15 protein-coding genes and 5 pseudogenes are annotated in these 26,451 nt (G+C 62.2%); 7 read left to right on the plus strand and 13 right to left on the minus strand.

Annotation, left to right across the window (positions count from 1 at the left end; translation table 11 throughout):
- Positions 1–129 precede the first annotated feature (129 nt).
- A complete protein-coding gene (locus J3P82_RS13755; RefSeq protein ID WP_434557330.1) occupies positions 130–738 on the minus strand; it encodes an FMN-dependent NADH-azoreductase in 609 nt (202 codons plus the stop codon).
- Positions 739–868: 130 nt separating this feature from the next.
- Between J3P82_RS13755 and J3P82_RS13760 the strand changes: the two genes are divergently transcribed.
- Together J3P82_RS13760 and J3P82_RS13765 are read left to right on the plus strand one after the other, a co-directional pair.
- Positions 869–1,777: a LysR substrate-binding domain-containing protein gene (locus tag J3P82_RS13760; RefSeq protein WP_434557331.1), complete on the plus strand. Its 909-nt coding sequence runs from the start codon at positions 869–871 to the stop codon at positions 1,775–1,777.
- A pseudogene (locus J3P82_RS13765) lies at positions 1,774–2,121 on the plus strand (MmcQ/YjbR family DNA-binding protein); the annotation flags it as partial. The gene J3P82_RS13760 and the pseudogene J3P82_RS13765, both read left to right, overlap by 4 nt.
- Before the next feature lie 355 nt (positions 2,122–2,476).
- Here the strand turns inward: J3P82_RS13765 and J3P82_RS13770 are convergent.
- Positions 2,477–2,914 carry a hypothetical protein gene (locus J3P82_RS13770; RefSeq protein ID WP_434557332.1) on the minus strand — a complete coding sequence of 146 codons (438 nt, stop codon included), beginning with the start codon at positions 2,912–2,914 and terminating at the stop codon, positions 2,477–2,479.
- Positions 2,915–2,939: 25 nt separating this feature from the next.
- On the minus strand, positions 2,940–4,130 hold the full coding sequence (locus J3P82_RS13775) for an NnrS family protein (RefSeq protein WP_434557333.1): 1,191 nt from the start codon (positions 4,128–4,130) through the stop codon (positions 2,940–2,942).
- Between the two features lie 485 nt (positions 4,131–4,615).
- On the opposite strand from J3P82_RS13775, the gene J3P82_RS13780 reads away from it, so the two are divergent.
- Together J3P82_RS13780 and J3P82_RS13785 are read left to right on the plus strand one after the other, a co-directional pair.
- Entirely contained in the window at positions 4,616–5,128 is a 513-nt protein-coding gene (locus J3P82_RS13780; RefSeq protein ID WP_434557334.1) for a hypothetical protein, read from the plus strand.
- Positions 5,129–5,218: 90 nt separating this feature from the next.
- A pseudogene (locus J3P82_RS13785) lies at positions 5,219–5,533 on the plus strand (cytochrome D1 domain-containing protein); the annotation flags it as partial.
- Positions 5,534–5,666: 133 nt separating this feature from the next.
- Here J3P82_RS13785 and J3P82_RS13790 read toward each other — a convergent pair.
- Positions 5,667–7,145 (minus strand): hypothetical protein, encoded by a 1,479-nt coding sequence (locus tag J3P82_RS13790; protein WP_434557335.1) that lies wholly within the window; start codon positions 7,143–7,145, stop codon positions 5,667–5,669.
- A 183-nt stretch (positions 7,146–7,328) separates the two neighbouring features.
- On the opposite strand from J3P82_RS13790, the gene J3P82_RS13795 reads away from it, so the two are divergent.
- Complete coding sequence (locus J3P82_RS13795) at positions 7,329–9,986, plus strand: excinuclease ABC subunit A (protein ID WP_434557336.1); 2,658 nt, start codon at positions 7,329–7,331, stop codon at positions 9,984–9,986.
- 167 nt (positions 9,987–10,153) lie between these two features.
- On the opposite strand, the gene hemN is transcribed toward J3P82_RS13795, so the two are convergent.
- The 3 genes and pseudogenes from hemN to J3P82_RS13810 form a co-directional block, all read right to left on the minus strand.
- On the minus strand, positions 10,154–11,542 hold the full coding sequence (gene hemN / locus J3P82_RS13800) for an oxygen-independent coproporphyrinogen III oxidase (protein ID WP_434557337.1): 1,389 nt from the start codon (positions 11,540–11,542) through the stop codon (positions 10,154–10,156).
- A pseudogene (locus J3P82_RS13805) lies at positions 11,539–12,033 on the minus strand (coproporphyrinogen III oxidase); the annotation flags it as partial. The pseudogene J3P82_RS13805 and the gene hemN, both read right to left, overlap by 4 nt.
- Before the next feature lie 107 nt (positions 12,034–12,140).
- Positions 12,141–12,320, minus strand: a pseudogene (locus J3P82_RS13810) (hypothetical protein); the annotation flags it as partial.
- A 336-nt stretch (positions 12,321–12,656) separates the two neighbouring features.
- On the opposite strand from J3P82_RS13810, the gene J3P82_RS13815 reads away from it, so the two are divergent.
- Positions 12,657–18,269: a putative Ig domain-containing protein gene (locus J3P82_RS13815; RefSeq protein ID WP_434557338.1), complete on the plus strand. Its 5,613-nt coding sequence runs from the start codon at positions 12,657–12,659 to the stop codon at positions 18,267–18,269.
- Between the two features lie 234 nt (positions 18,270–18,503).
- Here the strand turns inward: J3P82_RS13815 and J3P82_RS13820 are convergent, their stop codons facing one another.
- From J3P82_RS13820 to J3P82_RS13835, 4 genes are all read right to left on the minus strand, one after another.
- Positions 18,504–19,853 (minus strand): TolC family outer membrane protein, encoded by a 1,350-nt coding sequence (locus J3P82_RS13820; RefSeq protein WP_434557339.1) that lies wholly within the window; start codon positions 19,851–19,853, stop codon positions 18,504–18,506.
- Between the two features lie 2 nt (positions 19,854–19,855).
- Entirely contained in the window at positions 19,856–21,226 is a 1,371-nt protein-coding gene (locus J3P82_RS13825; RefSeq protein WP_434557340.1) for an HlyD family type I secretion periplasmic adaptor subunit, read from the minus strand.
- Positions 21,219–22,940 carry a type I secretion system permease/ATPase gene (locus tag J3P82_RS13830; protein WP_434557341.1) on the minus strand — a complete coding sequence of 574 codons (1,722 nt, stop codon included), beginning with the start codon at positions 22,938–22,940 and terminating at the stop codon, positions 21,219–21,221. The genes J3P82_RS13825 and J3P82_RS13830 overlap by 8 nt, the downstream gene beginning before the upstream one ends.
- A 290-nt stretch (positions 22,941–23,230) precedes the next feature.
- Positions 23,231–24,631: an amino acid permease gene (locus J3P82_RS13835; RefSeq protein WP_434557342.1), complete on the minus strand. Its 1,401-nt coding sequence runs from the start codon at positions 24,629–24,631 to the stop codon at positions 23,231–23,233.
- Between the two features lie 221 nt (positions 24,632–24,852).
- Here J3P82_RS13835 and J3P82_RS13840 point away from each other — a divergent pair.
- Positions 24,853–24,957: pseudogene (locus J3P82_RS13840) on the plus strand (hypothetical protein); the annotation flags it as partial.
- On the opposite strand, the gene J3P82_RS13845 reads toward J3P82_RS13840, so the two are convergent.
- Both J3P82_RS13845 and tspO read right to left on the minus strand, forming a co-directional pair.
- Entirely contained in the window at positions 24,914–25,921 is a 1,008-nt protein-coding gene (locus J3P82_RS13845) for an alpha/beta hydrolase (protein WP_434557343.1), read from the minus strand. The pseudogene J3P82_RS13840 and the gene J3P82_RS13845 sit on opposite strands and share 44 nt — an antisense overlap.
- A gap of 14 nt (positions 25,922–25,935) precedes the next feature.
- The gene (tspO, locus tag J3P82_RS13850) at positions 25,936–26,376 is read right to left on the minus strand and encodes a tryptophan-rich sensory protein TspO (RefSeq protein ID WP_305494863.1); all 441 of its coding nucleotides are present in this window, start codon (positions 26,374–26,376) and stop codon (positions 25,936–25,938) included.
- Positions 26,377–26,451 lie beyond the last annotated feature (75 nt).

Consider the following 26,451-nt stretch of genomic DNA (forward strand, 5'->3'; position numbering starts at 1 on the left):
CGTGCATGATCTGCGCCATGAATTCCGACGCCGAATGCGGGAAAACCCCGCATCCCAGCCATCCATTGACGACGAGAATACAGGGTTTTGCGAAGGTTGCCCGCAGGGCTTGGCGCCTTTACGCAAGCCTTACGCGGCGGCGAATTGCTGGCTGATCTGCAGCTTGGCTTGGCTCATGCCCTTGGCACGCATGTCGTCTCCTTTGGCCAGGCCTTCAGCACGGACGAACTCGATGTCGGTAATGCCAAGAAAGCCGAACATGTGCTTGAGATAATCTTCATGGCCCACGCTACTCGGCTGTCCGGCATGCAGGCCGCCGGCGGTGGAAACGATCACCAGTTTCTTGCCGCCGCACAGACCTTCAAAGCCTGCATCGCCGTAGCGGAACGTTTGGCCGGCCACGGCGATACGGTCAATCCAGGCCTTGAGCTGCGTCGGGATGGTGAAGTTGTACATGGGTGCGGCGATGACCAGCGCGTCTGCTGCCTGGAACTCGGCCATTGTTTCTGCGCTGAGATCAGCTTCGTACTTGAGGGCGGCATCGCGCAGTTCGGCGCTGGTGCCAGCGGCAACGAGCGTCTGGGCGGAAAAGTGGCTGATGGCGTCGGCGGCCAAATCACGATAAGTGACGGTAATAGCCGGCTCGGCGGCTTTCCAGGCCTGCACCAGTTCACGGCTCAATTGGCGCGAAGCCGAGTTGTCGCCAAGGATGCTCGAATCGATATGCAACAGTTTCATGTGAATGCTCTCCTGAGTGAGGATCGCAACCAGGCGATCAAGTGCGAACAATCCTATCGATGAAACCAATAGCCGATAAGACCGCAAGAATGTGATAGTTCGTCCCACACACAGGACAATCGAAGCCACTATGCAAGACCTCAACGATCTGTACTACTTCGCCAAGGTGGTCGAAGCCGGTGGCTTCGCGGCCGCCGGACGCTTGCTGGGCATCCCCAAGTCGCGCCTGTCACGGCGTATCGCCGAGTTGGAAGAGCGCCTCGGCGCCCGCCTGCTGCAACGCACCACTCGCCAGTTGAAGCTGACGGCAGTGGGCGAACGCTACCTGAGCCATTGCCAGGCCATGTTGCTCGAAGCGGAGATGGCTGACGAGGCGGTGGCGAGCATGTCCAGCGAACCCCGCGGGCGGTTGCGAGTGTCGAGCCCGGTGGGGCTGGCTCATCAATTCCTGCCCGTGATCATCGAAACCTTTCTGGCGAAATTTCCCTTGGTCCAGCTGGAAATGACCCTGCTCAATCGGCGCGTGGACCTGATTGGCGAAGGCATCGACGTGGCGTTGCGCGTGCGCGACGTGGGCGACGAAGACCCGTTGCTGATGACCCGCCGCCTGCGCCAGGCCCGACTGACACTGGTTGCCAGCCCGGCATTCGTCGAAGGACGGCGAATCGAAACCCCGGACGACCTCAAGCAACTGCCGGTGCTGGGGGCACTGGACGCCGATCGGCTGGTTCATCTGCGCCTGCTCGACCGCAATGGGCAAAGTACCGAACTGGCCCTGGAGGCACGCCTGGGCATCGATGATTTCATCGTGCGCCGCGCCTGCGCCCTCGCCGGCCTGGGCATTACCTTGCTGCCCAGCATGTATTGCGAACAGGAGTTGCTTGACGGCAGGTTGGTGGAATTGTTGCCTGGATGGTCATCGCCCGATGGTTGGCTGTTGGCAGTCTATCCTCACCGGCGCGGCATGCTGCCGGCGGTGCGCGCGTGGATCGATCATCTGGTGGCGGCTTTCGAACAATGCGGGGACACAACGATATGAGTTTGAGCGAAGAGGACGTCGCACGGTTTTGCCTGGCTCTGCCAGGCGCCCGGGAAGACTACAAGTGGGGCGGCGTGCGGGTGTTTTCCATCGCCGCAAACAAAATGTTCGCCCTGCAAAACCTGCGGGGCGACTCATTGGCGTTCAAGGTCGACAAGGACCTGTTCCTCGGTCATTGCGACCGCCCGGGCATTCACCCGGCGCCTTATCTGGCGCGCGCGCAATGGATCATCATGCAGGCCCCCTACCCGCTGGGCGCCGACGAGTTGCGTGGTTTGCTGCAACGCTCCCATCAACTGGTGGTCAGCAAGTTGCCCAAGCGCACGCAGGTTGGGTTGCTGTTGGGCATTGGGCAACTCGACAATCAGGTCGGCGGCCAGGCTTTCACGCAGCATGGTAGTGATGACCCTCCAGGGTTCGTTTGACCCTTCACAGCCAGGGTGACAATCACCCTGCCAAGAAAGCATGTGCCCGAGGATACTGCGCCGCAGCCTGCAGGCGCGATGAAGGCGGCACATTAACAACTCCAGACACTTAGTCCCCGTGGCGAGGGAGCTTGCTCCCGCTCGGCTGCGCAGCAGTCGCAAAACCGACTGATGAGGTCCGCCTGCAAGAACGCCAGGGGCCTGCTGCGCAGGCCAGCGGGAGCAAGCTCCCTCGCCACGGGGAACGGTGTCGCCGCTAACGGTAGCGGTGTTTTCAGAACTGCCAATAGAACATTCCCTTCGCCAGCACCACGATCACCAGCATGTGCCCGAGGATACTGCGCCGCAGCCAGCAGGCGCGGTCAGGCGTCAGCCGGCCGCTTTTGAGCCAGTATGCGAGCCAGACGTAATGACCGACGATGCTCAGGGCCAACAGAATCTTCAGACTCAGCAGCAGGCCGAAGCTGTTGCTCAACGGCTGGCCCAAGGCGCCGCGATGCTGCCATGCCAGGGCAATGCCGGCGCCGTACAGCACCAGTACGACGCCATGCAGTACGTGCCGAGAACGCTTGGCGATGGCTTGGTCGGCGGCGTCGCGGATACCTTGCGTCAGCGGCTGTCGGGCGGCGTGCCAGATAACCACGTCGAAAAACAGCGTGCCGATGAAGGCGATGGCCGCCAACAGGTGCGTAACCAGCAAGACCCCGTACATTATCGATTCCCCCTGCCCGCTCGACTCATCCCGGATGCCCGTCCACGCGAGCCTTGAGCAGCATCGGTCCATAGCGCCAGGCGTAGAGGCCGAACGCCAATGTCCAGCACAGCCCCGCGATCCACAGCGCGGCAAACGGCAAGATCAGCACCAACAACACCCGGCTGAAACACGCGAGGTTCAACAGAATGAACGCCAGGGTCATGCCCGCCGGCGGTTCGAGAGCGCGCCCAGTGTGGCCCAGGCTGACGCGGGCGATCATCGCCAGGATCAGTCCGGCCATGGCGCCGATGGTCAGGCTGTGCACCGCCAGGCTCGGGTTCACCGGCACCCCGAAATGCCACAGCGCCATGCCCAGGCAGGCCAATGCCAGCCAGGCGTAGGCCAGGTGTAACGACCACAGCAGCGGCACCCGCCACAGATCCCGATCATGCCAGCGCACCAGTCGAATCCCGTGCCCCACCGCCAACGCGGTGAACAACAGGCCGACCCAGACGCTGGCCGACAATGCCGGACCGAAGGCATACAGCAACGCCACCAGCGCCGAACCCGCCAGCAACAGGCGGTCGAGCCACGGCCAAGGGGCCACGCCTTCCACCCGACCGAGGCCACGCTGGGTAAAGAACGGAATCACCCGCCCGCCAATCAACCCCATCATCGCCGCTACCAGCCACAGGCCGGCGAGCACGCCTTGACGCTGCAGGCCTTCGTCGTGTTGTACCAGGCCGTACACCGACAAGCCATCGGCGGCGGCCAACAGCAGCAATACCAGCACGATCGGGTAATTTCGCTTCTGCCGCACACGCCACAACGCCAGGCCCATCAGTGCTGCCACCGCCAAGGCAAAACCCAGCTCCAGCAGTGTCAACAGCGGCCAGGGCGCATCGACCAGCCAGGCCAGCCGAGCGCCCAGCCACAACAACGCCAGCGTGGCCAAGCGCTTGCCGCTGAGCCCCGGGGTGCCGGTCCAGGTCTGCACCGCCGTCAGCAGGAACCCGGCGATGATTGCCGGGCCGAAACCGAACAACAATTCATGACGGTGCCAGGCCAGCCAGCCGCCGGCCGGTTGCCAGGCCGACAAGCGCCCGGTAAACGCGGCGAGCCAAAAGGGAATGGCCAGCAGCGCTAGCACGCAACCGGCCAGAAAGAACGGCCGAAACGCCAGGCGCCACAGCGGCGCGATGGCCATGGCCTTGCGACGGTCAAGCAATTGCATACACCACTCCTTTGCCTCGCTGAACCGTCAGCGAGGTACGACAAACCAGGGTTCGAATGATCGGCTATCGACGCCGGCAGGCCTTGTCTCAGATCAAGCCAGCGCGTCGGCGACCTCCCGTCTCGAACAGGCACTTGCAAGGGGCTTGCCGAACGGGATCATTGTGGGAGCCGGGCTTGCCCATGAAGAGGCCAGAAGCCATTGCGCAAACGCTTGGATTGACCACCCGCCGACCCGCACCGCCGCTTTCTCAACCGGCACAGCGATAACACTCAATTGGCGATCAAACTTGACGAACGGATCGAGGCCAGAGGGGATTGCGTGTTGCGAAAACATCAGCACCTTTTGTCGGATATTGACGTCGACCTGTCAGTCCTGACAGTAGACCACCCTCCATTTGTCGCGCCCAATCAGGTGGCGCTGCGATCTCCAATGTCCGGCTCCACGGGCAGGGTCAAAAGCGCTTGTGACCGGAGAAACCAAAGATGAAAAATCTGGATGATTTTGTCGATTTCGAAGATGGAAGGCACGGCTGGGAAAATGATCTTGGATCTCTGGATGGAACACTCGAAGAGGAAGACACCCCAACAGGCAAGAATACTTTCTGGTCCGGCAGGCTGAAAGCGAAACACACCCAAGAAGAATTTGAGATTTCTGCTTCTCTCGCCAAGATGTTTTTCTTTTCTAGCGAAGGGCAGCAGGACGGGATATTTAATATATCTTTCGACTACCGCGTTCATTGGCCGGAGCAGGGAGAAGCAATACGGATATATCTCATGGCTTCAGGAGAAGTACCGCTGGGCTATTCCCGTACTTTAATAGATGAGAGAACTCCAGTGGACGAGTGGCTCCAATTTCCTTTAGCTAGCCTTCACTACGCCCGCAACAGGATGACCCCTGTCTTGATCGGCGCGCATGGCTCGCTTGAGAACCATGCGTCCTCCCGTAAGATAGACATCGATAACATCAGGGTTGTGGAATTGCCCGTTAAAAAATAGAAACTCACGAACGGCCGCCTGACGTCAAGCACTTGCATACACCGCTCCTTTGCCTCGCCGGACCATAGTCATCGCCTGCTGGCGGATTTCGCTAGCCTGCCCGATACACCGCAACACAGCGCCGACCCGCTGAACCTGTTCGTGGTAGTGGAGGCTGGAAATCATCATGTCGACATCGTTGACGGCGACCGTTTCGAAGTCCTGGCGCGTTTCGCCTCGCATTTTGCCGTGCATGGCGGGCCGAAGTTTTCGCCGGACGGACGCTTCGTCTATTTCGCCTCCCGGGACGGCTGGATCAGCCTGTACGACCTGCGTAACCTCGAACTGATCGCCGAGGTCCGGGCCGGACTCAATACTCGGAACCTGACGGTGAGCAAGGATGGTCGCTGGGTGCTGGTGGGCAACGAGATCAAGCGCCTGCCGATGAACAAGCCGTCCGGCAAGTACAACGAGGGCAACAAGATCGAGTTCGCCGAAGGAACCTCGCACTGACCCGTGGCGAGTGTTTGCTAAAGCATTGGTCAAACACTACCCATCCCTAGCGCAACCCATAGGAATGGATGCGTCCGTCATTATTGTCGTACCAATTGCCGTGCGCCCAGATCACGCGGTCCTGCGCCGGTTGGAAGCCGAGGATGCCCAAGTAACCTGTGATGGAGAGGCGTTGCCAGGAGCGGCCCCAATCGTTGGAATAGAACACTGCGTCGGCGGAGATGTTCGCGTTCGACCCAAAGTAGAGCCAGCGCGGCGGCTGGTGGTTGCTGGTGGTGTTGATCAGCAGGGTGTCTTGCCCCATCCAGAAATTGCCACCACGAACCTGTGTATCCGATGCCAGCGGTGCAAACACGCTGGGCAGGTCGCTCAAGGGCTTCCAACTGAGTGCGGCGGTGTCCAGTTCGGCAACAACATCTTGCCCACGGTCCCCCTGGTCAATCAGGCCAACCACCCGCCCGGCGTCGTTCTGCAGCAGTTTGCTGACAAAAAGATTGTCGTCACGCTGCACGTCGATCACCTGCCACTGCCCTGCCTTGGCTTGCAACCGGGCCCGTGTCGTGACGTTCACCGCGATATTGTGGCTCGCGCCGTCCGGATGGCCTCCCCAGAAACGCTGGGATACCCAGATAAATGCCGTCTGTGCATCAAGCTGCAGGACATGGGTCCGGGTTTCGCCATGTGTGCCTGCGTTCGTGCCCCAATCGGTGATGTCAGGGCGTTTGCCGTGGGCATATTCGGCGGACACCAACAGCGACTCGCGGGCCATTATTGGCGAGCTGTTCGCACCGCGATCGGCGGAGTAAAAGACGCCGGTGGAGACGGCACTCGCCTTCTCTTCATCACCGTATTCATCCACGGCGTCCGGCGTCCCGACCGCCCAGACTTCATTCAAACCGTGGAAATACGGGGCCAGGCTCCAGGCCAGCGACTCGACCTCGGGAAACCAGCCCTTGGTCAGCCAGGTCCAGCGCTGGCCTTGATCATCACTGCGAAGCACCACGGTCTGGCGGGTCTGGTGGGCGTTCGCGGTTTCAGGACGACGAAGGCCCGTGAGCAGAAACACACTGCTCCCGTCGGGGTTGGCCACCAGACAGGCGCTGCCGCTGACATGCGCCACGAGTTGGAATTGCCCTTGGGCGTCGAGGCGGGAAATGAAGGTGGTTTCCCTGTCAGCGTGAGAGAGCAAACTGGCAAAAATCCCAGGCTGCTCCGGTGCTTCAGGCTCATCTGACTTGCCATGGACCACCGCATCCAGGTCCACGACGTCCGCGGACGGTTCAAGCTCTTTCGCCTCCCTCTCCAAGCGCGCCACCAGCCAGGTTCCCTGCGGGGTCACCGTCACGCCCGTGCAATACTGCGCCATCGCTCGCAACCGGGTGTCCTTCACCGCGCCCACCTGCTGCTGGTCGGGACTGTCGCCGCCCAGTTCCAGCTTGGCGCTGACAATCATCCAGATGTACCAGAGCGTCGCACCGGCCAGCAGCGCGACAAACAGCGTGGAGAACACTTTGGATCGAGGCATGAGGGGGTCCGTATCCATGGGAAAAAATCTGCAGAGCTTTTCTCATCTCTTTCGCCTGGAGTAAATTTTTATCGCACGGCAAAGCCTGAACCCGGTCGCATAATTGTCAGCGCTGTGATCCAGTTCAACTCGTCCAACCTGAACGCCCCAGCGCATTGCACCGACGCACACAAGGAACGCTCAATGCCCGCTCGCATCGGCCCCGAATCAACCGCTTCATTGCCTGCAAGCACCGGGTTCGTCCGGGTGCGAGGCGCCCGCGAACACAACCTCAAGAATGTCGACGTCGATATCCCTCGCGATGCACTCGTGGTGTTCACCGGCGTGTCGGGTTCCGGCAAGTCGTCACTGGCTTTCTCCACGCTTTATGCCGAAGCCCAGCGGCGCTATTTCGAGTCCGTCGCGCCCTACGCGCGGCGCCTGATCGACCAGGTGGGCGTGCCGGACGTAGACAGCATCGAAGGCCTGCCGCCAGCGGTGGCCTTGCAGCAGCAACGCGGCACGCCCAGCGCGCGCTCCTCGGTGGGCAGTGTCACCACCTTGTCGAGCCTGATCCGCATGCTCTATTCTCGCGCCGGCAGCTACCCGGCCGACCAGCCGATGCTGTATGCCGAAGACTTCTCGCCCAACACGCCGCAGGGTGCCTGCGCGCAGTGCCACGGCTTGGGACGGGTCTATGAGGTGACCGAAGCGTCCATGGTGCCCGATCCTTCGTTGACCATCCGCGAACGCGCCGTGGCGGCCTGGCCAATGGCGTGGCAAGGGCAGAACCTGCGGGACATCCTGGTGACCCTGGGTTATGACGTCGACATTCCCTGGCGCGACCTGCCAAAGAAACAACGCAACTGGATCCTGTTCACCGAAGAAACGCCGACCGTCCCGGTGTACGCCGGGCTCACCCCGGCCCAAACCCGCGAAGCCCTCAAGCGCAAGCTCGAACCCAGCTACCAGGGCACGTTCAGCGGCGCCCGGCGCTACCTGCTGCACACGTTCATGCATTCGCAAAGCGCCCAGATGCGCAAGCGCGTGGCGCAATACATGCGCGCCAGCCCCTGCCCGGCGTGCGAGGGCAAACGCCTCAAGCGCCAGGCGCTGACGGTGACGTTCGCCGGCCTGGACATCGCCGAACTGTCGCACCTGCCATTGCTGGAGTTGGCCGACGTGCTCAAGGGTGTCGCCGCGCCCGACTATCTGCATCAGCCTGAAGAACCGGGCGATGTCCTCAGCCACCGCCAGACCCGCGAAGCCCGCGAGCAACGTGCCGCCCGGGGCGAAAATCCCCACGCGGGCGGGCCGGACGCGCGCCACACGCCCAACCTGTCCCTGGAAAAACGCCTGGCCGCCCAGCGCATCGCCGCCGAGCTGTTGGAGCGGATCACCACGCTGATCGACCTCGGCCTCGGCTACCTGGCCTTGGAGCGCAGCACGCCGACGCTGTCCTCCGGTGAACTGCAGCGCCTGCGCCTGGCCACCCAGCTCAACTCCCAGTTGTTCGGGGTGATCTACGTGCTGGATGAACCCTCCGCCGGCTTGCACCCCGCCGACAGCGAAGCGTTGTTCGGCGCCTTGCAGCGCCTGAAGGCGGCGGGCAATTCGGTGTTCGTGGTCGAGCACGACCTGGACACCATGCGCCGCGCCGACTGGCTCATCGACGTCGGCCCCGATGCGGGTGAGCAAGGCGGAAAAATCCTCTACAGCGGGCCACCTGAAGGCCTTGGCCAAGTGCCTGGGTCCCGGACCCGCGCCTATCTCTTCTCGCCAAGTCGCGCCGCCGCGAGCACCCGGCGTGAACCCAAGGGCTGGTTGCGCCTGGAAGGCATCACTCGCAACAACCTCGAGAATCTGAGCGCGGCCTTTCCCCTCGGCTGTTTCACGGCGGTGACCGGCATTTCGGGCTCAGGTAAATCCAGCCTCGTCAGCCAGGCCTTGCTTGACCTGATAGGCGCCCACCTGGGCCAGGCCGGCCCCACCGCAGAAGCCGATGAACAAAGCCTGGAAGACGAACCCGTGCAAACCAGCGGCGGCCATGTCACCGCCGGGCTCGATGGGATCAAGCGACTGGTGCAGGTCGACCAGAAACCCATCGGCCGCACACCTCGCTCCAACCTCGCCACCTACACCGGACTGTTCGACCACGTGCGCAAACTCTTCGCCGCTACCAAACAGGCAACAGCGCTGGGATTCGATGCCGGACGGTTTTCCTTCAACGTCGCCAAAGGCCGCTGCGAGACCTGTGAAGGCGAAGGTTTCGTCAGCGTGGAGTTGTTGTTCATGCCGAGCGTGTACGCCCCCTGCCCTACGTGCCATGGCGCCCGCTACAACCCGCAGACCCTGGAGGTGATTTGGCAGGGCTTGAACATCGCCCAAGTGCTGCAACTGACCGTGGACCAGGCGCTTGAGGTCTTCGCCGAACAAGCATCGGCGCGGCGCTCGTTGCAAGTGCTGCATGACATTGGCCTGGGCTATCTGCGCCTCGGCCAGCCGGCCACCGAGCTGTCCGGTGGCGAGGCCCAGCGGATCAAACTGGCAACGGAACTGCAACGCAAGGCCCGGGGGGCGACGTTATACGTGCTGGACGAGCCTACCAACGGCTTGCATCCCCAGGACGTCGATCGCTTGCTGGTGCAATTGAACCGTCTGGTGGACGAGGGCCACACCGTGGTAGTGGTCGAACATGACATGCGCGTTGTGGCCCAGAGCGACTGGGTCATCGACATTGGCCCGGGCGCGGGGACGCAGGGTGGCAAAGTCGTGGTGTGCGGCGCGCCGGAGGTGGTCGCGGCGTGTCGGGAAAGCCGCACGGCGCCATTTCTGGCGAGGGCTTTGCAGCCGAACCACTGAACCGTGGCGAGGGAGCTTGCTCCCGCTGGGTGGCGCAGCCGCCCCAAACCAGGCACCGCGGTGCAACAGCTGCACCCTGCCAGCCGGTTTGCGACTGCTACGCAGCCGAGCGGGGCGGTGCGACGTTTCGCTAAATCCCCTCGCCACAAGTGCTACTCGGTAGCTTCTCAAACCGTGCGCGAATACTGCACCGTCTGCTCCCCCGCCAGGTACGCATCGAACGCCATGGCCACGTTGCGCATCATCAGTTGCCCCTGGGGCAATAACACCAGCGAGTCCCCACGCTTCTCCAATAATCCATCGCCCACCAACTCCTCGAGCCGCTCCAGCGCGTCAGCGAAGTACTCGGCAAAGTGGATGCCATGACCCGCTTCGATCCGACCGAAATCAATCCGTCCGTGGCACATCAATTCGCTGATCACTTCGCGCCGCAAGCGGTCGTCATCGCTCAGGTGGTAGCCCCGGTGCACTGGCAACAAGCCCTGGTCCAGCCACGCGTAGTATTGGGAAAGCTCCTTGACGTTCTGGTTGTAGCTGTCACCGACCTTGCCGATTGAAGACACGCCCAGGCCAATCAGGTCGCAGTCGGCATGGGTGGAATAGCCCTGGAAATTACGCTGCAAGGTCCCCCGGGAACGGGCACGTACCAGTTCGTCGTCCGGCAAGGCGAAGTGATCCATGCCGATGTAGACGTAACCGGCCGCGGTCAGGCGGTTGATGGTCAGTTCCAGCAGCTCCAGCTTGCGTTCGGGTGGCGGCATGTCTTCGGGCCGGATCATCCGTTGCGCCCTCACCCGTTGCGGCAGGTGCGCGTAGCTGTACGCGGCGATCCGGTCAGGGCGCAAGGCGATGATCTTGCTCAAGGTGACACCGAAACTGGCCAGGGTTTGCAGCGGCAGGCCGTAGATCAGATCGACGCTGATCGACTTGAATCGAGCCCGCCGGGCCGCCTCTACCAGCTCGGTGACCTGGGCTTCGCTTTGCACCCGGTTGACGGCGGCCTGCACTTGCGCATCGAAATCCTGGATGCCGAAGCTCAGACGGTTGAAGCCAAGGCGACGCAAGCCTTGGATCTGTTCGGCATCGATCGTGCGGGGATCGACCTCGATGGAAAACTCATGGTCGTCACTGTCGTCCATGTCGAATGACTGGTTCAGGCAGTCCATCAGTTCAGCCAGTTGTCCATGGGTCAGGTAAGTCGGCGTGCCTCCGCCCAAGTGCAGTTGGGTCAACTTGCGCGAGCGTTCGAACAAGGTGGCTTGCAAGGCAATCTCGCGCTTGAGGTACGTCAGATACTCGACGGCGCGATGGGTCTTGCGCGTGATGATCTTGTTGCAGGCGCAGTAGTAGCAAAGGCTCTGGCAGAACGGGATATGGATGTACACCGAGAGCGGCTTGGGCACCTGCGCCTGGTGGCTGCGCCGGGCCGCCTGGCGGTATTCATCCATGGCGAACGCTTGGTGAAACTGCGGCGCGGTGGGATAGGACGTATAGCGTGGCCCCGGTCGATCGTATTTTTCGACCAGGGCGCGATTGAAACCGGTGGCTGCGTTCATGAAGGGTTCAACTTTTCAGAATAGTGTGGGCCCGCGCCCGCAGGTTCCGGGTCGAACAGGTTGCAGATCGCGTCTACGCTCAGGCGCCCGGCGGGCAGGATGCCGATGAAACGGCTCGACAGCTCGATCAATCCCTGAACGTGCAACTGTTCCAACACAGGCCAGACGCCTGCGAAATACTCGCGAAACACCAGGCCGAAACGCCTTTCGACCGCTGGGATATCCAGCTCCAGGTCACACGACAACTGCTCGGTGACCGTGGCCCCGATCAAGTTCTGCGCCTCGCAACGCCAGCCACGGCGCACTGGCAATTGCCCGGCATCGAGTTGCTGGCAGTACTGGAGCAGGTTGTCGGTGTTCTGCACGTACAGGTGCTCGATCTGGGTGATGGCCGACAAGCCGAAACCCACATGATCGCAGCAACCGTGACGGGTGAAACCCTGGCAGTTGCGATGCAGGCGTCCATGTTCCTGGGTGACCGCCAGGTCATCGAGGGTATGAAACAGGTCGAACATGACAATCTCCGAGTGCTGCGCGACAACAGTGTCGGGCTTATCCCATGCGGCCACCTTGATCTGTATCAAGCGCCCTGCTCGCTCTACCAATGGAGATAGAACATACCCTTGGCCAACAGCACGATCGCGACCAGATGCAAGAAGACGCTGGCATGGATGAATCGCACATAACCGGCCTTCATGCGCCCGCTTCGAAACAGCCAGATCGCCCAGAGGAAATGCCCCAGCACACTGGCCGCCAGGAGGATCTTCAACCCAAGCAACAGGTGCAAGGTCAGAAACAGCGGATACGTCATGGGGCTCCCCGGCGGCACTTGGGGCGCTGCCTTTATCCAAGGCTAACGCCGGTTGAGCATGGGGAGGTTGATGCCAATCAAGGAAAGCACGCGCTCATCCATTTCACCGTTGATCGTCAAAAAGCGTCAACAAAACGTTACACGCTGGCGGAATCGAGACAACCGCCGATCAGATCATCCAGTTTTTTGACACTTCGCCGATGTGCGGTCACAACTTTTTCGCTCCGGTGGGTCTTATCACCGAGGTCGCCGATGGAATATTGGCAGCTATCGAGGTTCTTAGCCTGATACGGAGATAAGTCCATGATTTTCAATGTGCAAAATTTTGGCGCCAAAGGAGATGGCGTTACTGACGACACGGCGGCCATTCAAAGTGCGATCGATGCGGCAGCGGCCGCAGGCGGCGGTCAGGTTTATATGCCGACCGGGACCTATATCGTTTCGGGTGGGGAGGAACCCTCCGATGGCTGCCTGATGCTCAAGAGCAACGTCTACCTGTACGGCGACGGCATGGGCGACACCACGGTCAAGCTGGCCGACGGCTCCGACGCCAAGATCACCGGCATTATCCGTTCGGCCTATGGCGAGGAAACCCACGATTTCGGCGTCAGCAACCTCACCATCGACGGTAACCGCGACGCCACCACCGGCAAGGTGGACGGCTGGTTCAACGGTTATATCCCCGGCGAAGAAGGCTACGACTCCAACGTCACCCTCGACAGCGTTGAGATCAAGGACTGCTCCGGGTACGGCTTCGACCCGCATGAGCAGACCGTCAACATGGTCATCAAGAACAGCGTGTCCCACGGCAATGGCCTGGACGGCTTCGTCGCCGACTTCCTCAGCGACAGCACCTTCGAAAACAACATCGCCTACAACAATGACCGACACGGTTTCAACGTCGTCACCAGCACCCACGATTTCACCATGACCAATAACATCGCCTACGACAACGGCGGCAACGGCATCGTGGTGCAACGTGGCAGCGAGGACATTCCCTCCCCCAGCAACATCACCATCACCGGCGGCGAGGTGTACGGCAACGGCGCCGAAGGCGTGCTGGTCAAACTGTCCAGCGACGTGACGGTCACCGGCGTCGACATCCATGACAACGCCAGCGCCGGGATTCGCATCTACGGCAGCAACCATGTCGAAGTGATCGACAACACACTCAACAACAACTCGTTGGGCAGTGCGGTTCCGGAAATCATCATCCAGTCCTATGACGACACGCTTGGGGTGTCGGGCAAGTACTTCAACGGCAGCGACAACCTCATCCAGGGCAACCTCATCAGTGGCAGCAACCTTTCCACCTATGGCGTCGCCGAGCGCAACGAAGACGGCACCGATCGCAACGCAATCATCGCCAACACCATCAGCCACACCAGCAAGGGCGCCACGCTGGTCTACGGCGACGGCAGCTACGTCAGCGCCACGGTGCCGATGACCACGGTTCAAGGCACGGCAGGCAATGACATCCTGACGGGCACCAGCGCCAGCGAGATTTTCTACGGCGCAGCCGGCAACGACACCATCAACGGCGCGGCTGGAAGCGACATCCTGGTGGGCGGCGCGGGCGTCGACAAACTCACCGGCGGCACAGGCGCCGATGTGTTCCGCTTCGCCAGCCAGTCGGACAGCTACCGCAATGCAACCGCAAGCTTCGATGACACCATCACCGATTTCGACGTCACCCAGGACAAGATCGACCTCGCCGACCTCGGCTTTAGCGGCCTGGGCAATGGCCGTGGCGGCACCTTGCAAGTCAGCTACAACGCCAGCAGCGACCGCACCTACATCAAGGATTACGACGCCGACGGCAGCGGCAATCGCTTCGAGCTGATTCTCTCGGGCAACCTGGCAAGCACCCTGACGGCGAACAATTTCATCTTCAATCGGGTGATCACCGGCACCGCCGGCAGCGACTCGTTGCTGGGCACCGATGCGGCCGACACCCTGCTCGGCCTGGCCGGCAATGACAGCCTCAGCGGCGGCGCGGGCGGCGACACGCTCAACGGCGGCGCCGGCATGGATACCCTCACCGGCGGCGCCGGGGCGGACACCTTCGTATTCGCCAACCGCATGGACAGCTATCGCAACTACAACACCGGTGGCGCCAACCTCGGAGACCTGATCACCGATTTCGACATCGGCGCCGACAAGATCGACCTCTCCGCCATGGGTTTCACCGGCCTGGGCGACGGCAAGAACAACACCGTCTACCTGGTTCTCAACAGTGCCGGCACCAAGACCTATATCAAGTCGCTGGACGCCGATGCCAATGGCAACCGGTTCGAGGTGGCGCTTGATGGCAATTACCTGGACAAACTGACCAGCGCCAACTTCGTCTTCGCGACCTCGTCGCCGACCAACCAGGCGCCGGTGCTGGCCACGCCCTTGCTAGACCAGAACGCGAATGAAAAAACACCGTTCAACTACGTGATACCGGCCACCAGTTTCACCGACCCGGACAATGACACCCTCAGCTACACCGCCAAGCTGGCCGATGGCAACGCCTTGCCCAGTTGGCTGACATTCGATGCCGCCACGCGCACCTTCAGTGGCACGCCGCCTGACACGGCGTCGGGCACCTACTCGATCCAAGTCACCGCAACCGACGGCAGCAACGCCACCGTCAGCGACAGCTTCACCCTGGCCGTGCAAGACGTGCCCAGTTCCGTGGTGATCAACGGCACGCCGAACAACGACACGCTGACCGGCACCGTCGCCAACGAACAGATTTTCGGCGGCGCGGGCAACGACACCCTCAACGGCGCAGCGGGCAACGACATCCTGGTGGGCGGCACGGGGGCGGACAAACTCACCGGCGGCACCGGCGCCGATGTGTTCCGCTACACCTCCACGCTCGACAGCTACCGCACCGGTTCCACCAGCGCCAGTGACCAGGTCCTTGATTTCGACGTGGCCGCCGACAAGATCGATGTCGCGGCGCTGGGCTACACCGGCTTGGGCAACGGACTCAATGGCACGCTGCAAGTCAGTTACAGCTCGTCGACCAATCGCACCTACCTGAAGGACCTCACGGTCGACGCCAACGGCAACCGCTTTGAAATCTCCCTGGCGGGCAATTTCGTCAACAGCCTGACGGCCAGTCATTTTGTCTTCGCCGACCAGAGCACCCCGACCAACGTGGCGCCGGTGGTGGGCATCCCGCTCCTGGACCAGAACGCCAGCGAAAGCACACCGTTCAGCTACACCGTGGCGAGCAATAGCTTCACCGACGCCAACCAGGATGTGCTGACCTACACCGCGACCCTCGCCAATGGCAGCGCCCTGCCCTCATGGCTGAGCTTCAATGCCACCAACCTGACCTTCACCGGCACGCCCACCGGCACTGCGGCGGGCAACTACGACGTACTGGTCAAGGCCACCGACCCCTCCGGCGCATCGGTCAGCGACAGCTTTGCCCTGGTGGTGGCCGATGCCCCCGCCAACACCATCACCGGCACGGCCAACGCCGAAAGCCTAAACGGTACGGCCGGCGCCGACCTGATCCTCGGCCTGGGCGGCAACGACACCATCAAGGCCGGCGCCGGTGCCGACATTGTCGATGGCGGTGCCGGGCGCGACTCGCTGTATGGCGGCGACGGTGCCGACACGTTCCGCTACAACAACCTGTCCGACAGCTACCGCGACTACGACACCGGAGGCGTCACGGCCACGGACACGCTCTACGACTTCACCGTCGGCGTCGACAAGATCGACGTGTCTGGGCTGGGTTTCCTCGGCCTCGGCGATGGCAGCAACCACACGCTCTACATGACCCTGAACGCGGCCGGCGACAAAACCTACGTCAAGTCCAGCCAGGCCGACGCCGATGGCAATCGCTTCGAGATCGCCCTGAACGGCAACTACCTCAACACCCTCACCGCCGATGATTTCGTCTTCGGCGAACGCGCCCAGCAGGACATCCTCTACCTGCCGACGCTCGGCCAATCCAACGCGCGCCTGCTGCGCATGAGCGAAGACGACGATCAGTCCGGCACCTCGATGCTGGTCAATGACCTGGACAGATACACCACCTACGACGTGCGCAGCCAGTTCAGCGATGCCGACGGCAACGGCATCGACATTGCGGTGGGCGGCAGCACGGTCAACGGCTTGTCGACCCTCGGCGCCGAAGAGTTGAAATTGTGCTGGTGGTTGACCGACACCAACCAACCCGGGCCGGCGCTGTTGCGTGCGGTGACTTTGCTGCGCGACCAGCTCACGGAGCTGAAATCCATCGACAACGTCACGATGGGCATTGTCTGGGGCCAGGGCGAGGAAGCCGCCCAGGAAATCGCCCGCGCCACGGACAAGGAAGCGGCAGCGGCGGCCTACAAGGCGGCGACGCTGAAGGTCTTCGATTACCTGCACGCCCAGTTTGGCAATTTCAATGTGTACATGATGGAGACCGGTCACTACGAGCAGGACGCGGCGCGTGCCCGTGGCTACTCGGAAGAAAAAATTGCTGCCATCGTCGCGGGCGTCGGTTATGTCCGCGCCACCCAGGAAGCCATCGCGGCCGAGCGCGCCGATGTGAAACTGGCGGTGGATTACACCGACCTGCCGCTGCGCTACGAAGTCGACCCGCTGGTGTATCCCGACGACGTCTGGCATCTGCATGAGGAGTCGGCGGAAATCGTCGGCCAGCGTCTGGCGGACTACATCGCAGGTGACCTCGGATTCCAGGGCAACCCTAACGACAACAACAGCGTCCAGGATATTTTCGACGGCGCGCAGAATGAAGGCGGAAAGATCTCCGGCACCGACCAGGCGGACACGCTGGTGGGCAGTTCCGGCAACGACATACTGGACGGTGACTTGGGTGCCGACTCGTTGACCGGTGGCGATGGCAACGACATCTACGTCGTCGACAACGCATTCGACAGCGTGGTGGAAACCAACACCTCGACCTCGCAGATCGATACGGTCCAGGCTTCGGTCAGCTGGACGCTCGGCGCCAACCTGGAAAACCTGGTATTGACCGGCGTGTCGGACATCGACGGGACCGGCAACGAGCGTCGCAACTTCATCACAGGCAACGCCGCCAACAACGTGCTCAATGGCGCTGCGGGGGCTGACAGCATGAGCGGTGGCGACGGTAACGACACCTACTATGTCGACAACGCCAGCGATGCGGTGATCGAGACCAGCAGCAATCCGGTGTCCGGCGGCATCGACAGCGTCCACAGCAGCCTCGCTACCTACACCTTGGGCAACAACGTGGAGAATCTGTACATCGACAGCGCCGGTGCCGCCAGCGGGATCGGTAATGCGCTGGGCAATACGCTGTTCGCCGGTGCGGGCGACAACATCCTCGACGGGCGCGATGGCAATGACACGGCATCGTTCGAGCGCGCCTCGGCCGGGGTGACCGTGAACCTGTCGACGTCTGCGCAGCAGAACACCGTGGGCTCAGGGCTCGACACGCTGAAGTTCATCGAGAACCTGACGGGCAGCGCCTACGCGGACACCTTGTCGGGCAACAGTGCCGGGAACATCCTCAACGGCGGCGCGGGCAACGACATCCTGGTGGGCGGTTCGGGCGACGACCGCCTGATCGGCGGCGCCGGCACTGACAATCTCACCGGCGGTACCGGCGCGGATACCTACGCGTTTGGTGCACTGTCGGACATGGGCGTCGGTGCGGCGCGCGATGTGATCAACGGTTTCAAGACGACGGAGCTGGATAAACTGGACTTCACCGGCCTGGACGCCAACCCGCTGACCGCCAACATCGATGCCTTCACCTTCATCGGCAGCAACGCCTTCGACGCCAGCAACGCCACCGGCCAGTTGCGTTTTGTCGACGGCATTCTCTACGGCAGCGTCAATGCCGACGCCACCGCCGAGTTCGAGTTTGAACTGGTTGGCGTCAAGGAGCTGCACGCCAGCGACTTCACTGCCTGAGTGATGGGGGCTGCTGCGCAGCCCAGCGGGGCGATGTGACGTTTCGCTAAATCCCCTCGCCACGGACTGCCTCTGTGGCGAGGGAGCTTGCTCCCGCTGGGGTGCGTAGCAGCCCCAAATCAGCTGAATCCGATCATTATCGATCCACCGCGCTGACTGGCTTGGGGGGCCGCTGCGCAGCCCAGCGGGAGCAAGCTCCCTCGCCACAAGAGCAACAGCCCGTGGGCCCGGGCCTTAGAACAAACTTTGCACCTGTTCCAGCACCGCGCGGTTCATCTGGCCGGTGTGGATGTGCAGGCTCACATAGCTTTGCAGCATGTCCAGTTTGGTGTCGAGCAGGTCCCGGCGCGCTTGGAATAGCCGTTGCTGGGCATCGAGGATGTCGACGGTCGAACGTACCCCGCCTTGAAACCCCTTCTCCGTCGACGTCAGCGCCCGTTGGTTGGATTCCACTGCCCGTTGCATCGCCTTGCTCTTGGCAAAACCTGCCACCACGCCCAGGTAATCGGTTTCGATGTCTTCGGCCAGTTGCTGACGCTGCACGTCGTAATCGGACTGGGCGCCTGCAAGCTGTGCTTCGGCCTTGGCTACCGACGCGCGCACCGCGCCGCCGCGATACAACGGAATGTCCAACTGCACGCCAACGTAATAAGTGTCCTGGCGCGGGTCCAGCTCCTGGTACTGACGGGTTTCCCGGCGGGTCAGTTGAGTGGTCAGCGACACCGTTGGATAGTGCCCGGAGCGCTGGCTGTCGGCCTGCGCCTCGGCCACTTTTACCGCCGCCAGCCGGGCCGCCAGTTCCGGGCTGGCCTCGCGGGCAATTGCCGTCCAGTACGGTAAATCCTGCTCCGGCGGAATCGGGGTTCCGGCGGGAAGTTCTTCGCGCATCGGTTGGATGTCATCAATCGGCACATTGGAACGGCCCGACAGCGCCCGCAGCGCCGCCACGCGCCGGGCGTTGGCTTCGGCTTCCTGGGCCTCCACCAGATCGAGCCGGGCCTGGGCCTCGTCGATGTCGGTGATTGCGCCCTGGCCCCCCTGATAAAGTTTTTTGCTCTGGATCACCAACCCATTGATGGCGGCTTTCTGCTGGGCGATCAACTTGAGCTCGTTCTCGGCCCGGGCGACGTCGAAATAGCCCTTGGCAACCCGATCGAACAGCGCCTGGCCGGCCACATCGAACTGCTGGCTACCGAGCGCTCCCCGGGCCTTGCCTTCCTGATACGCCGCCCAACGGCCCTTGTCATAGAGCGCCTGCTGCGCGGCCAAGGTCACGTTATTGGCCTGGTAATCGTTGCTGTTGACGTAGCCGCTGTCATCACCGCCATCGGTACGCCCGCCATACCCATAACGTGAGGACAACGACACTTGCGGGTACAGCCCGCCCCGACCGATCGCCTCTTCCTGGCGCGACGCATCAAAGGCGTGGGTCGCCGCTTGCAAGGTCGGGTCGTTGAGACGCGAGGCATCGTAAGCGGCGATCAGGCTCAACCCGCTCTCCGCTGCCCACACCGGGCCGATCACTGCCCAACTGGTACACAAACTCAACAGCACACGGACGCCGTAACGGCAACGGTCGGTCATGCTCATTCCTCTTTAAAGGCAGCCAACAAGCGTTCGCGCAAAGGTTTCATCAGATAGTTCATCAAGGTCCGCTCACCGGTCACCACGGTGACATCGGCGAGCATGCCCGGGCGCACCAGCAGCCCGGCCTCTTGCAGCGCAGCCACCGTGTCGGCGGGAATCTCGACCTTGGCGGAGAAGTACGGCTGGTGGGTTTGCTGGTCGATCAACTGGTCCGCCGACACGGTGGTGACCGTGCCCGTCACCGTTGGCGTATCCACCCGTTGCAGGGCCGTGAAATGCACGTGCACCGGCAATCCCGGGCGCAGCTTGTTGGCCATCAGCGGCTCAAAGCGCGCGGTGATCGCCATCGGCGCGTCCAGCGGCACAACCTGCATCAGGGTTTGCCCGGCCTGGGCGACGCCGCCGACCGTGTGGATCGACCTATCCATCACCTGCCCGGCCACCGGCGCTCGGATCGCGCCGTTGTCCACTTCGAATTGCAAGGCACGGATCTGATCGGCATAGCCCGCCGCCTCGGCGGACACTTCACTGAGCTGGGTTTCGGCATCGCGGCGAAATTCCTGCTGCGCCTGCAAAGCCTTGAGCCGGCTCTCGTTGATAGCTTGGCGTGTCCTGCCGACGTCACCGATGCCGGAAGCAATCTGTCCGGCCAGTTGCGCCGCATTACGCTCGGCCTCGAAGAGCTTGTTGCGCGGCACGTAGCCTTCCCGGGCCAGCTCGCGCAGGCCTTCGAGTTCCTGCTGCTGGAAACGCATTTGCGCGTCGTAGTTGCGCTTGACCCCTTCGTACCCCTGCAACTGCTGCTGCAAGGCGCCAATTTCATGCTCGATGATCTGCAGGCGGCTACCCAACTCGGCACGCCGCGTCAGGAACAACTGACTCTGCAGCGCCATGGCCGCCTTGACGCGCGGCTCTTCGGCCCGCTCCAGCAATTGCGCCGGCCACTGGATTTCAGCGGCGCCCAGGCGTTCGGCGATCAATCGCGCCTCGATACTGCGGTCGTTAAGCAGCTTGCCCAGGGTGACGTCCAACTGCGATTGCGCTTGCACGGTGTTGAGCTGTACCAGCAACTGGCCCTGGCTGACGCGGTCACCGTCGTTGACCAGCAACTTCTCCACTACACCGCCCACCAGCGATTGCACCGCCTTGCGCTCGCCCGCCACCACCACGGTTCCGCTGCCCACCACGCCCTGGTCGAGTGGCGCAAGGAAGGCCCAGAGCAGGAATCCGCCCAGCGTCAGGGCCAGGAAGATCACGCCGTAGCGCGCCGCGCCACCGGCATCGGTGCTGGCGCTGGGCAGGGTGTTACTGCTGAGTACGCTCAAGCCGTGATCGCCGTGGGCCGGTGTAGACGGTTTCAAATCAGGCATCTTTGCCAGCCTCCCGCACGGCGGCCGGCCTTGGCCCCGGCATCAGCGCCTTGAGCACGCGGTCCCGTGGCCCAAACGCTTGTTGAGTACCGTCCTTGAGCACCAGGATGTGATCGACCACCGCCAATACATTGGGCCGATGGGTGATCAACACCACCGTGCTGCCAGCCGCCTTGAGCACGCCGATCGCTTGTACCAGCGCCAGCTCGCCGGCCTCATCCAGGTTGGAATTGGGCTCGTCGAGCACGATCAGCGATGGGCTGCCATACAGCGCGCGAGCCAGGCCGAGGCGTTGCTTCTGGCCGCCGGACAAGCCAAGTCCGCCGGGGCCCAGCGGCGTGTCATAACCCTTGGGAAATCTCAGGATCATTTCGTGGATGCCCGCGTGACGTCCGGCGGCAATAATCTTGTCGGCGTCCTGCTCGCCGAAGCGGGCAATGTTGTCGGCAACGCTGCCGTCGAATAGCTCGATGTCCTGCGGCAGATAACCCAGGTACGGGCCCAAGGCGTCGTGGGACCATTGGCTGATCTCGGCATCGTCCAGCCGCACCGAGCCGCCCATGGCCGGCCATACCCCGACCAGCGCCCGGGCCAGCGTCGATTTACCGCTGGCGCTGGGACCGACCACCGCAAGCACCTCGCCTTTGCCCAGGCTGAAATTGATGCCCCGCAGGATCGGCTGCGAAGCACCGGGCGGCCCCACGTAGAGTTGTTCCAGGCGCACCGCGCCGGTGGGCGCAGGCAATGGCATGCGCAAGCGCTCGCGGGGGTGTTGCGCCAGCAGTTGGCTCAGCCGCTGGTAACTCTGGCGACCGGCGTTAAATTGCTTCCACGAGCCGATGGCGATTTCCACCGGCGCCAGGGCACGCCCCAACAACAGCGACATGGCGATCATCATGCCCGCCGACAACTGGCCTTCCAGCACCAGCAGCGCGCCCAGCCCCAAGGCCAGGGACTGACCGGAAATGCGCACGAAACGCGTCGCCGAGGTGATACGCGCGCCACGATCACTGGCATGTGCCTGCGCCGCGATAATCCGTTGTTGCAGCAGGCTCCAGCGCTGGCGCAGCGGCCCGAGCATACCCAAGGCCTGGATGACTTCGGCGTTCTGCAGCGTGCTGTTGACGTAGATCGATGACTGCACGCCCAACCGATTGGCCTCTCCCAGCCGGACGCGGGTCGCCAGCTCGCCCCACAGCGCCAGCCCGACCAACGCCAGTGCAAGCACCAGGGTCAGCACGCCGAACCAGGGGTGAATGATGAACGCGACCAGCAGGAAGATCGGCAACCACGGCGCATCGAGCAAGGCGATCAGGCCCTGGCCGGTAATCAACTGTCGCAAGGTGGCCAGGTCGCTCAGGACCTGTGCCGGGTTGGCGTTGTGCTCGCGCAGGCTACGGGCGAAGGCTGCGTCGAAAATCCGCTCGCCCAGGGCATCGTCCAGCCCGGCGCTCATTCGGATCATCACCTCGCCGCGCACCCACTCGATCAAGGCACTGAACATGAACAGGCCGAGGGCAATCAGCGTGAGCATGAACAAGGTGGTTTCGTTGCGGCTGGTGAGGACTCGGTCGTAGACCTGCATCATGTAGAGCGACGGCACCAGCACCAGCAGGTTGATCACCCCACTGAACAGCGCCAGCGACCCGAACACCCGGCGATAACTGAGCAAAGCGGCGTCGATGTCGTGCCGAGGATCGAGGAGCAAACCCATAGATATCAACCCGCAAAAGGAATAAACGGTCCCGGCGCAATCCATGCGAATCTAGGCGCCAATAAAAAAGCGCCAGGTAGCTGACATTGTCGCTATATGAGCCGAACGTCGCCGCTACGGGCGCCAAGTACTGACAACGCAACCTAGGGTTAGTGCCAGCATGGGATCGCTGTTTTTTTAGCCTTGTTGATGCAAGACGGGCGGGTAAAAAAGGGCTGCCGCGCAGCCCAGCGGGAGCAAGCTCTCTCGCCACAATGAGGGGCGGACCCGGAAACGGACCCGCAGGGAGGCTAGCTCAGGGAAACCGCCTCTTCAGGCTGCGGAGAATGTCGCGACGTCACCAGGCCGATGAACGAAATGACCAAGGCCAGGCCGAGGGTGGTGCTGACCTCGCTGCGATGCTCGGGCGTCACCATCATGACCGCCAGGGCGCCACCGATGAACAAGATCACCGCCCAGGTCAGCCACGGGAACAACCACATGCGAAAGGCCGGCTCGGCGCCTTGGCGAAGCAACAGCCGGCGCATGCGCAGCTGGGAAATGGCAATGACCAGATAAACCAGCAGAGCGATGGCGCCAGAACTGGCGAGCAGGTACTGGAACAAGCCTGCCGGCATGAAGAAGCTGAACAAGGTGATGCCCAATCCCAGAATCGTACTGGCAATCACTGCCGCCCGGGGTACGCCAGCGGACGAAGTCGCTTCCACCGCCCTCGGCGCATCGCCACGACGGCCGAGGGAATACAACATGCGCGAGGCGATGTAGATCGATGAATTCATGCAACTGGCCACGGCGATCAACACCACCACATCCACCATGAATTTGGCGTGGGGAATGTTCATCAACTCCAGCGCCCGCTGGTAGGAGCCCACGGAAGCCAGGAGTGGATCGTTCCAAGGCACTACGGAAATGACCACGAAGATCGACAACAGGTAGAACACGCCGATGCGCCAGATCACAGAGCGTGTAGCCTTGGCGATGTTTTGAGCGGGATTGCTGGACTCGGCAGCGGCGATCGTCACCGCCTCGGTACCAATGAAACTGAACATGATGGTAATAAAGGCGCCGACGACGGCGGACAATCCGTTGGGCGCAAAACCGCCGTGCTCTTCCATCAATCGGCTCAAGCCACTGGCTTCACGCTCGGGAATCCAACCCATCAACACGGCGAACCCCAGCGAGATGAAACCGATGATGGCCACGACCTTGGCCATCGCGAACCAGAACTCGAACTCGCCGTACTTCGAAACGCTGAACAGATTGGTCACGGCCAGGGCGACGATCGACACCGAAGCGAACAGCCAGGCATCGACGGAGGGAAACCATTGATTGAGGACATGACCGGCGGCAAGCGCCTCGATGGGGATCACCAGCACCCAGAACCACCAATAGAGCCAGCCGATGGTGAAGCCCGCCCAGCGTCCGATGGCCTGGTCGGCGTAAGTGGAAAATGAACCGGTGTCCGGGCGGGCGACAGCCATCTCGCCGAGCATTCGCATGACGAACACCACCAGCAGGCCAGAGAAAAGATACGCCAGCATCACGGCCGGTCCCGCGGCAGCGATGGCATGGCCCGATCCGACAAACAGACCGGCGCCGATGATCCCGGCAATTGAAAGCATGGTGACGTGACGAGGCTTGAAGCCCTGTGCAAGGTGGCCGTTCGAATCCTTGAAGCTCGGGCTGGTCATGTTTTTGTTCTCTTATCGACATTGAGGCGTGCCGAGGGACCGTCGGTGTTTTTGGTTTTCGCTCCCTCCTGAAAGCGGCACACCCTGGATGTCTGATCCGTCCCTCGCGAATTGGGCTTTGCAGTTGAATGTTCAGCCACGTTACCTGCCTACACTCCCGAGTTAGTTACCTGTGAGCGCCGCTTTTTTATCTGATTTCGCCACCGAAGGGTGGTCGCCCCCGGACGGCGGCGTCGCATAATCCGCTGATCTACAAGGAGCGGATCATTGGCGACTGGGAGATCAACGGGACGGAGCCGCCGTATGTCTGGCAGATTGGTGGGGGGTCGAAGCAGCGCTGAGCCGGGCCGTGATCCAGTCTCGACTGTGCTTGAGCACCCGCTCGGCGATCGCCGTCGGAAAATGAATGAACCCGTGGGGACAGGACGGTAAAAGATGCGCTTCAACCGTAGCGGCCGTGCCCCACAACTCAGCCAAGCAAAGCGTGTCGTCCCGGAGCGGGTCCAACTCGCCAGTGAACAGCAACGCCGGTGGCATCCCCGTGAAGTCACCATAGAGCGGCGACAGCGGTGCCTGGCGTCGCTCCTCATCGCTCAGGCCCGGCGTCAGCAGGCGCAGGGCATCGACCATACCGGGCCCGTCCAGCACCAGCGTCTCAGGACCGGCGGCATGGACGCTCGCGGTCCCGGCCAGATCGTAGACGCCGTAGTACAGCACCGCACCGCTTATGCGCCCAAGCAAATCCGGCCATTGCCTGAGCGCCAGCAGCGTTGCCACGGCCAAGTGGCCTCCAGCTGATTCACCCACAACGATCACCGGCAGATCGGCGAATTCCTCCTCGCCCAACAGCCATCGTGCTGCTGAGAGGCAGTCCTCCATCAGGCCTTCCACCGGTGTGCTGACCGCGAGCCGATAATCCACCGAGACCACCGCGACCTCGCACTCTTGCGCCATGGCGATGTTGAACGGGTCATTCATCTGGGCGTTGCCGATGACCCAGCCGCCACCGTGAAAATCCAGCACGACGCCTTTGGCTTTTCCTTTCGGCCGGATTATCCGCACTGGCACCGGGACATTGCCCGTGCCTATCCGGCGGTTTGCAGCCAGCAGCCCATGCTTGCCTAACTTGCCGGCGCCGTTGATTTGGCTGGCGCGCAACAACGCTTGAATGATGCGCGGAGTGACATGATTGCGGATGCGAAAGCGTGGCAGCCAAGCCAGTTTCTTGTTGAAACTGCGCACCTGCGCCAGCTCATTTTCATCCGCTGGCCATAGCTTTGCGGTATTCAATGGGCGGCTGCTCATCAGCGGTTATTGCGCAGGATGGAGAAATTCAGCGCAGCAGCCACGCACAGCCATGCCAGGTAAGGGAACAGGATCAACCCGGTGATCACGTCCAGGCGCAACGCCAACACCACCATCACCGCCACGACCAGCCAAAGCAGCGTAATCACCACCATACCGGCCAGGACCTGATGGGCACCGAAAAACACCGGAGTCCACAGGGTGTTGAGCGCAATCTGCGCCGCCCATAAAGCCAATACGAATTGGCTCCCCGGGATCAGGCTCAAGCGATATCCGGCCCACGCCAGCAGTAGATAAATGACTGTCCAGGCCACGGGAAACAACCAGTTGGGGGGTGTGAAGCGGGGTTTGACGAGGGATTCGTACCACTGGCCCGGTTTGAAAATGACACCGGTGCTTGCCGCAGCGCAGCAGGCGAGGAGAAAAATAAAGAAGGTCATTGTCCGTCCTTAGCTGGGTTCAGCTGTCGTGGTAGGGAGCATGGCAGGCAGCGGTGGGTTACGATCCAATGCAGT

It is taken from the genome of Pseudomonas sp. Z4-20 (genome assembly GCF_051131955.1).
GTDB lineage: Bacteria > Pseudomonadota > Gammaproteobacteria > Pseudomonadales > Pseudomonadaceae > Aquipseudomonas > Aquipseudomonas marvdashtae.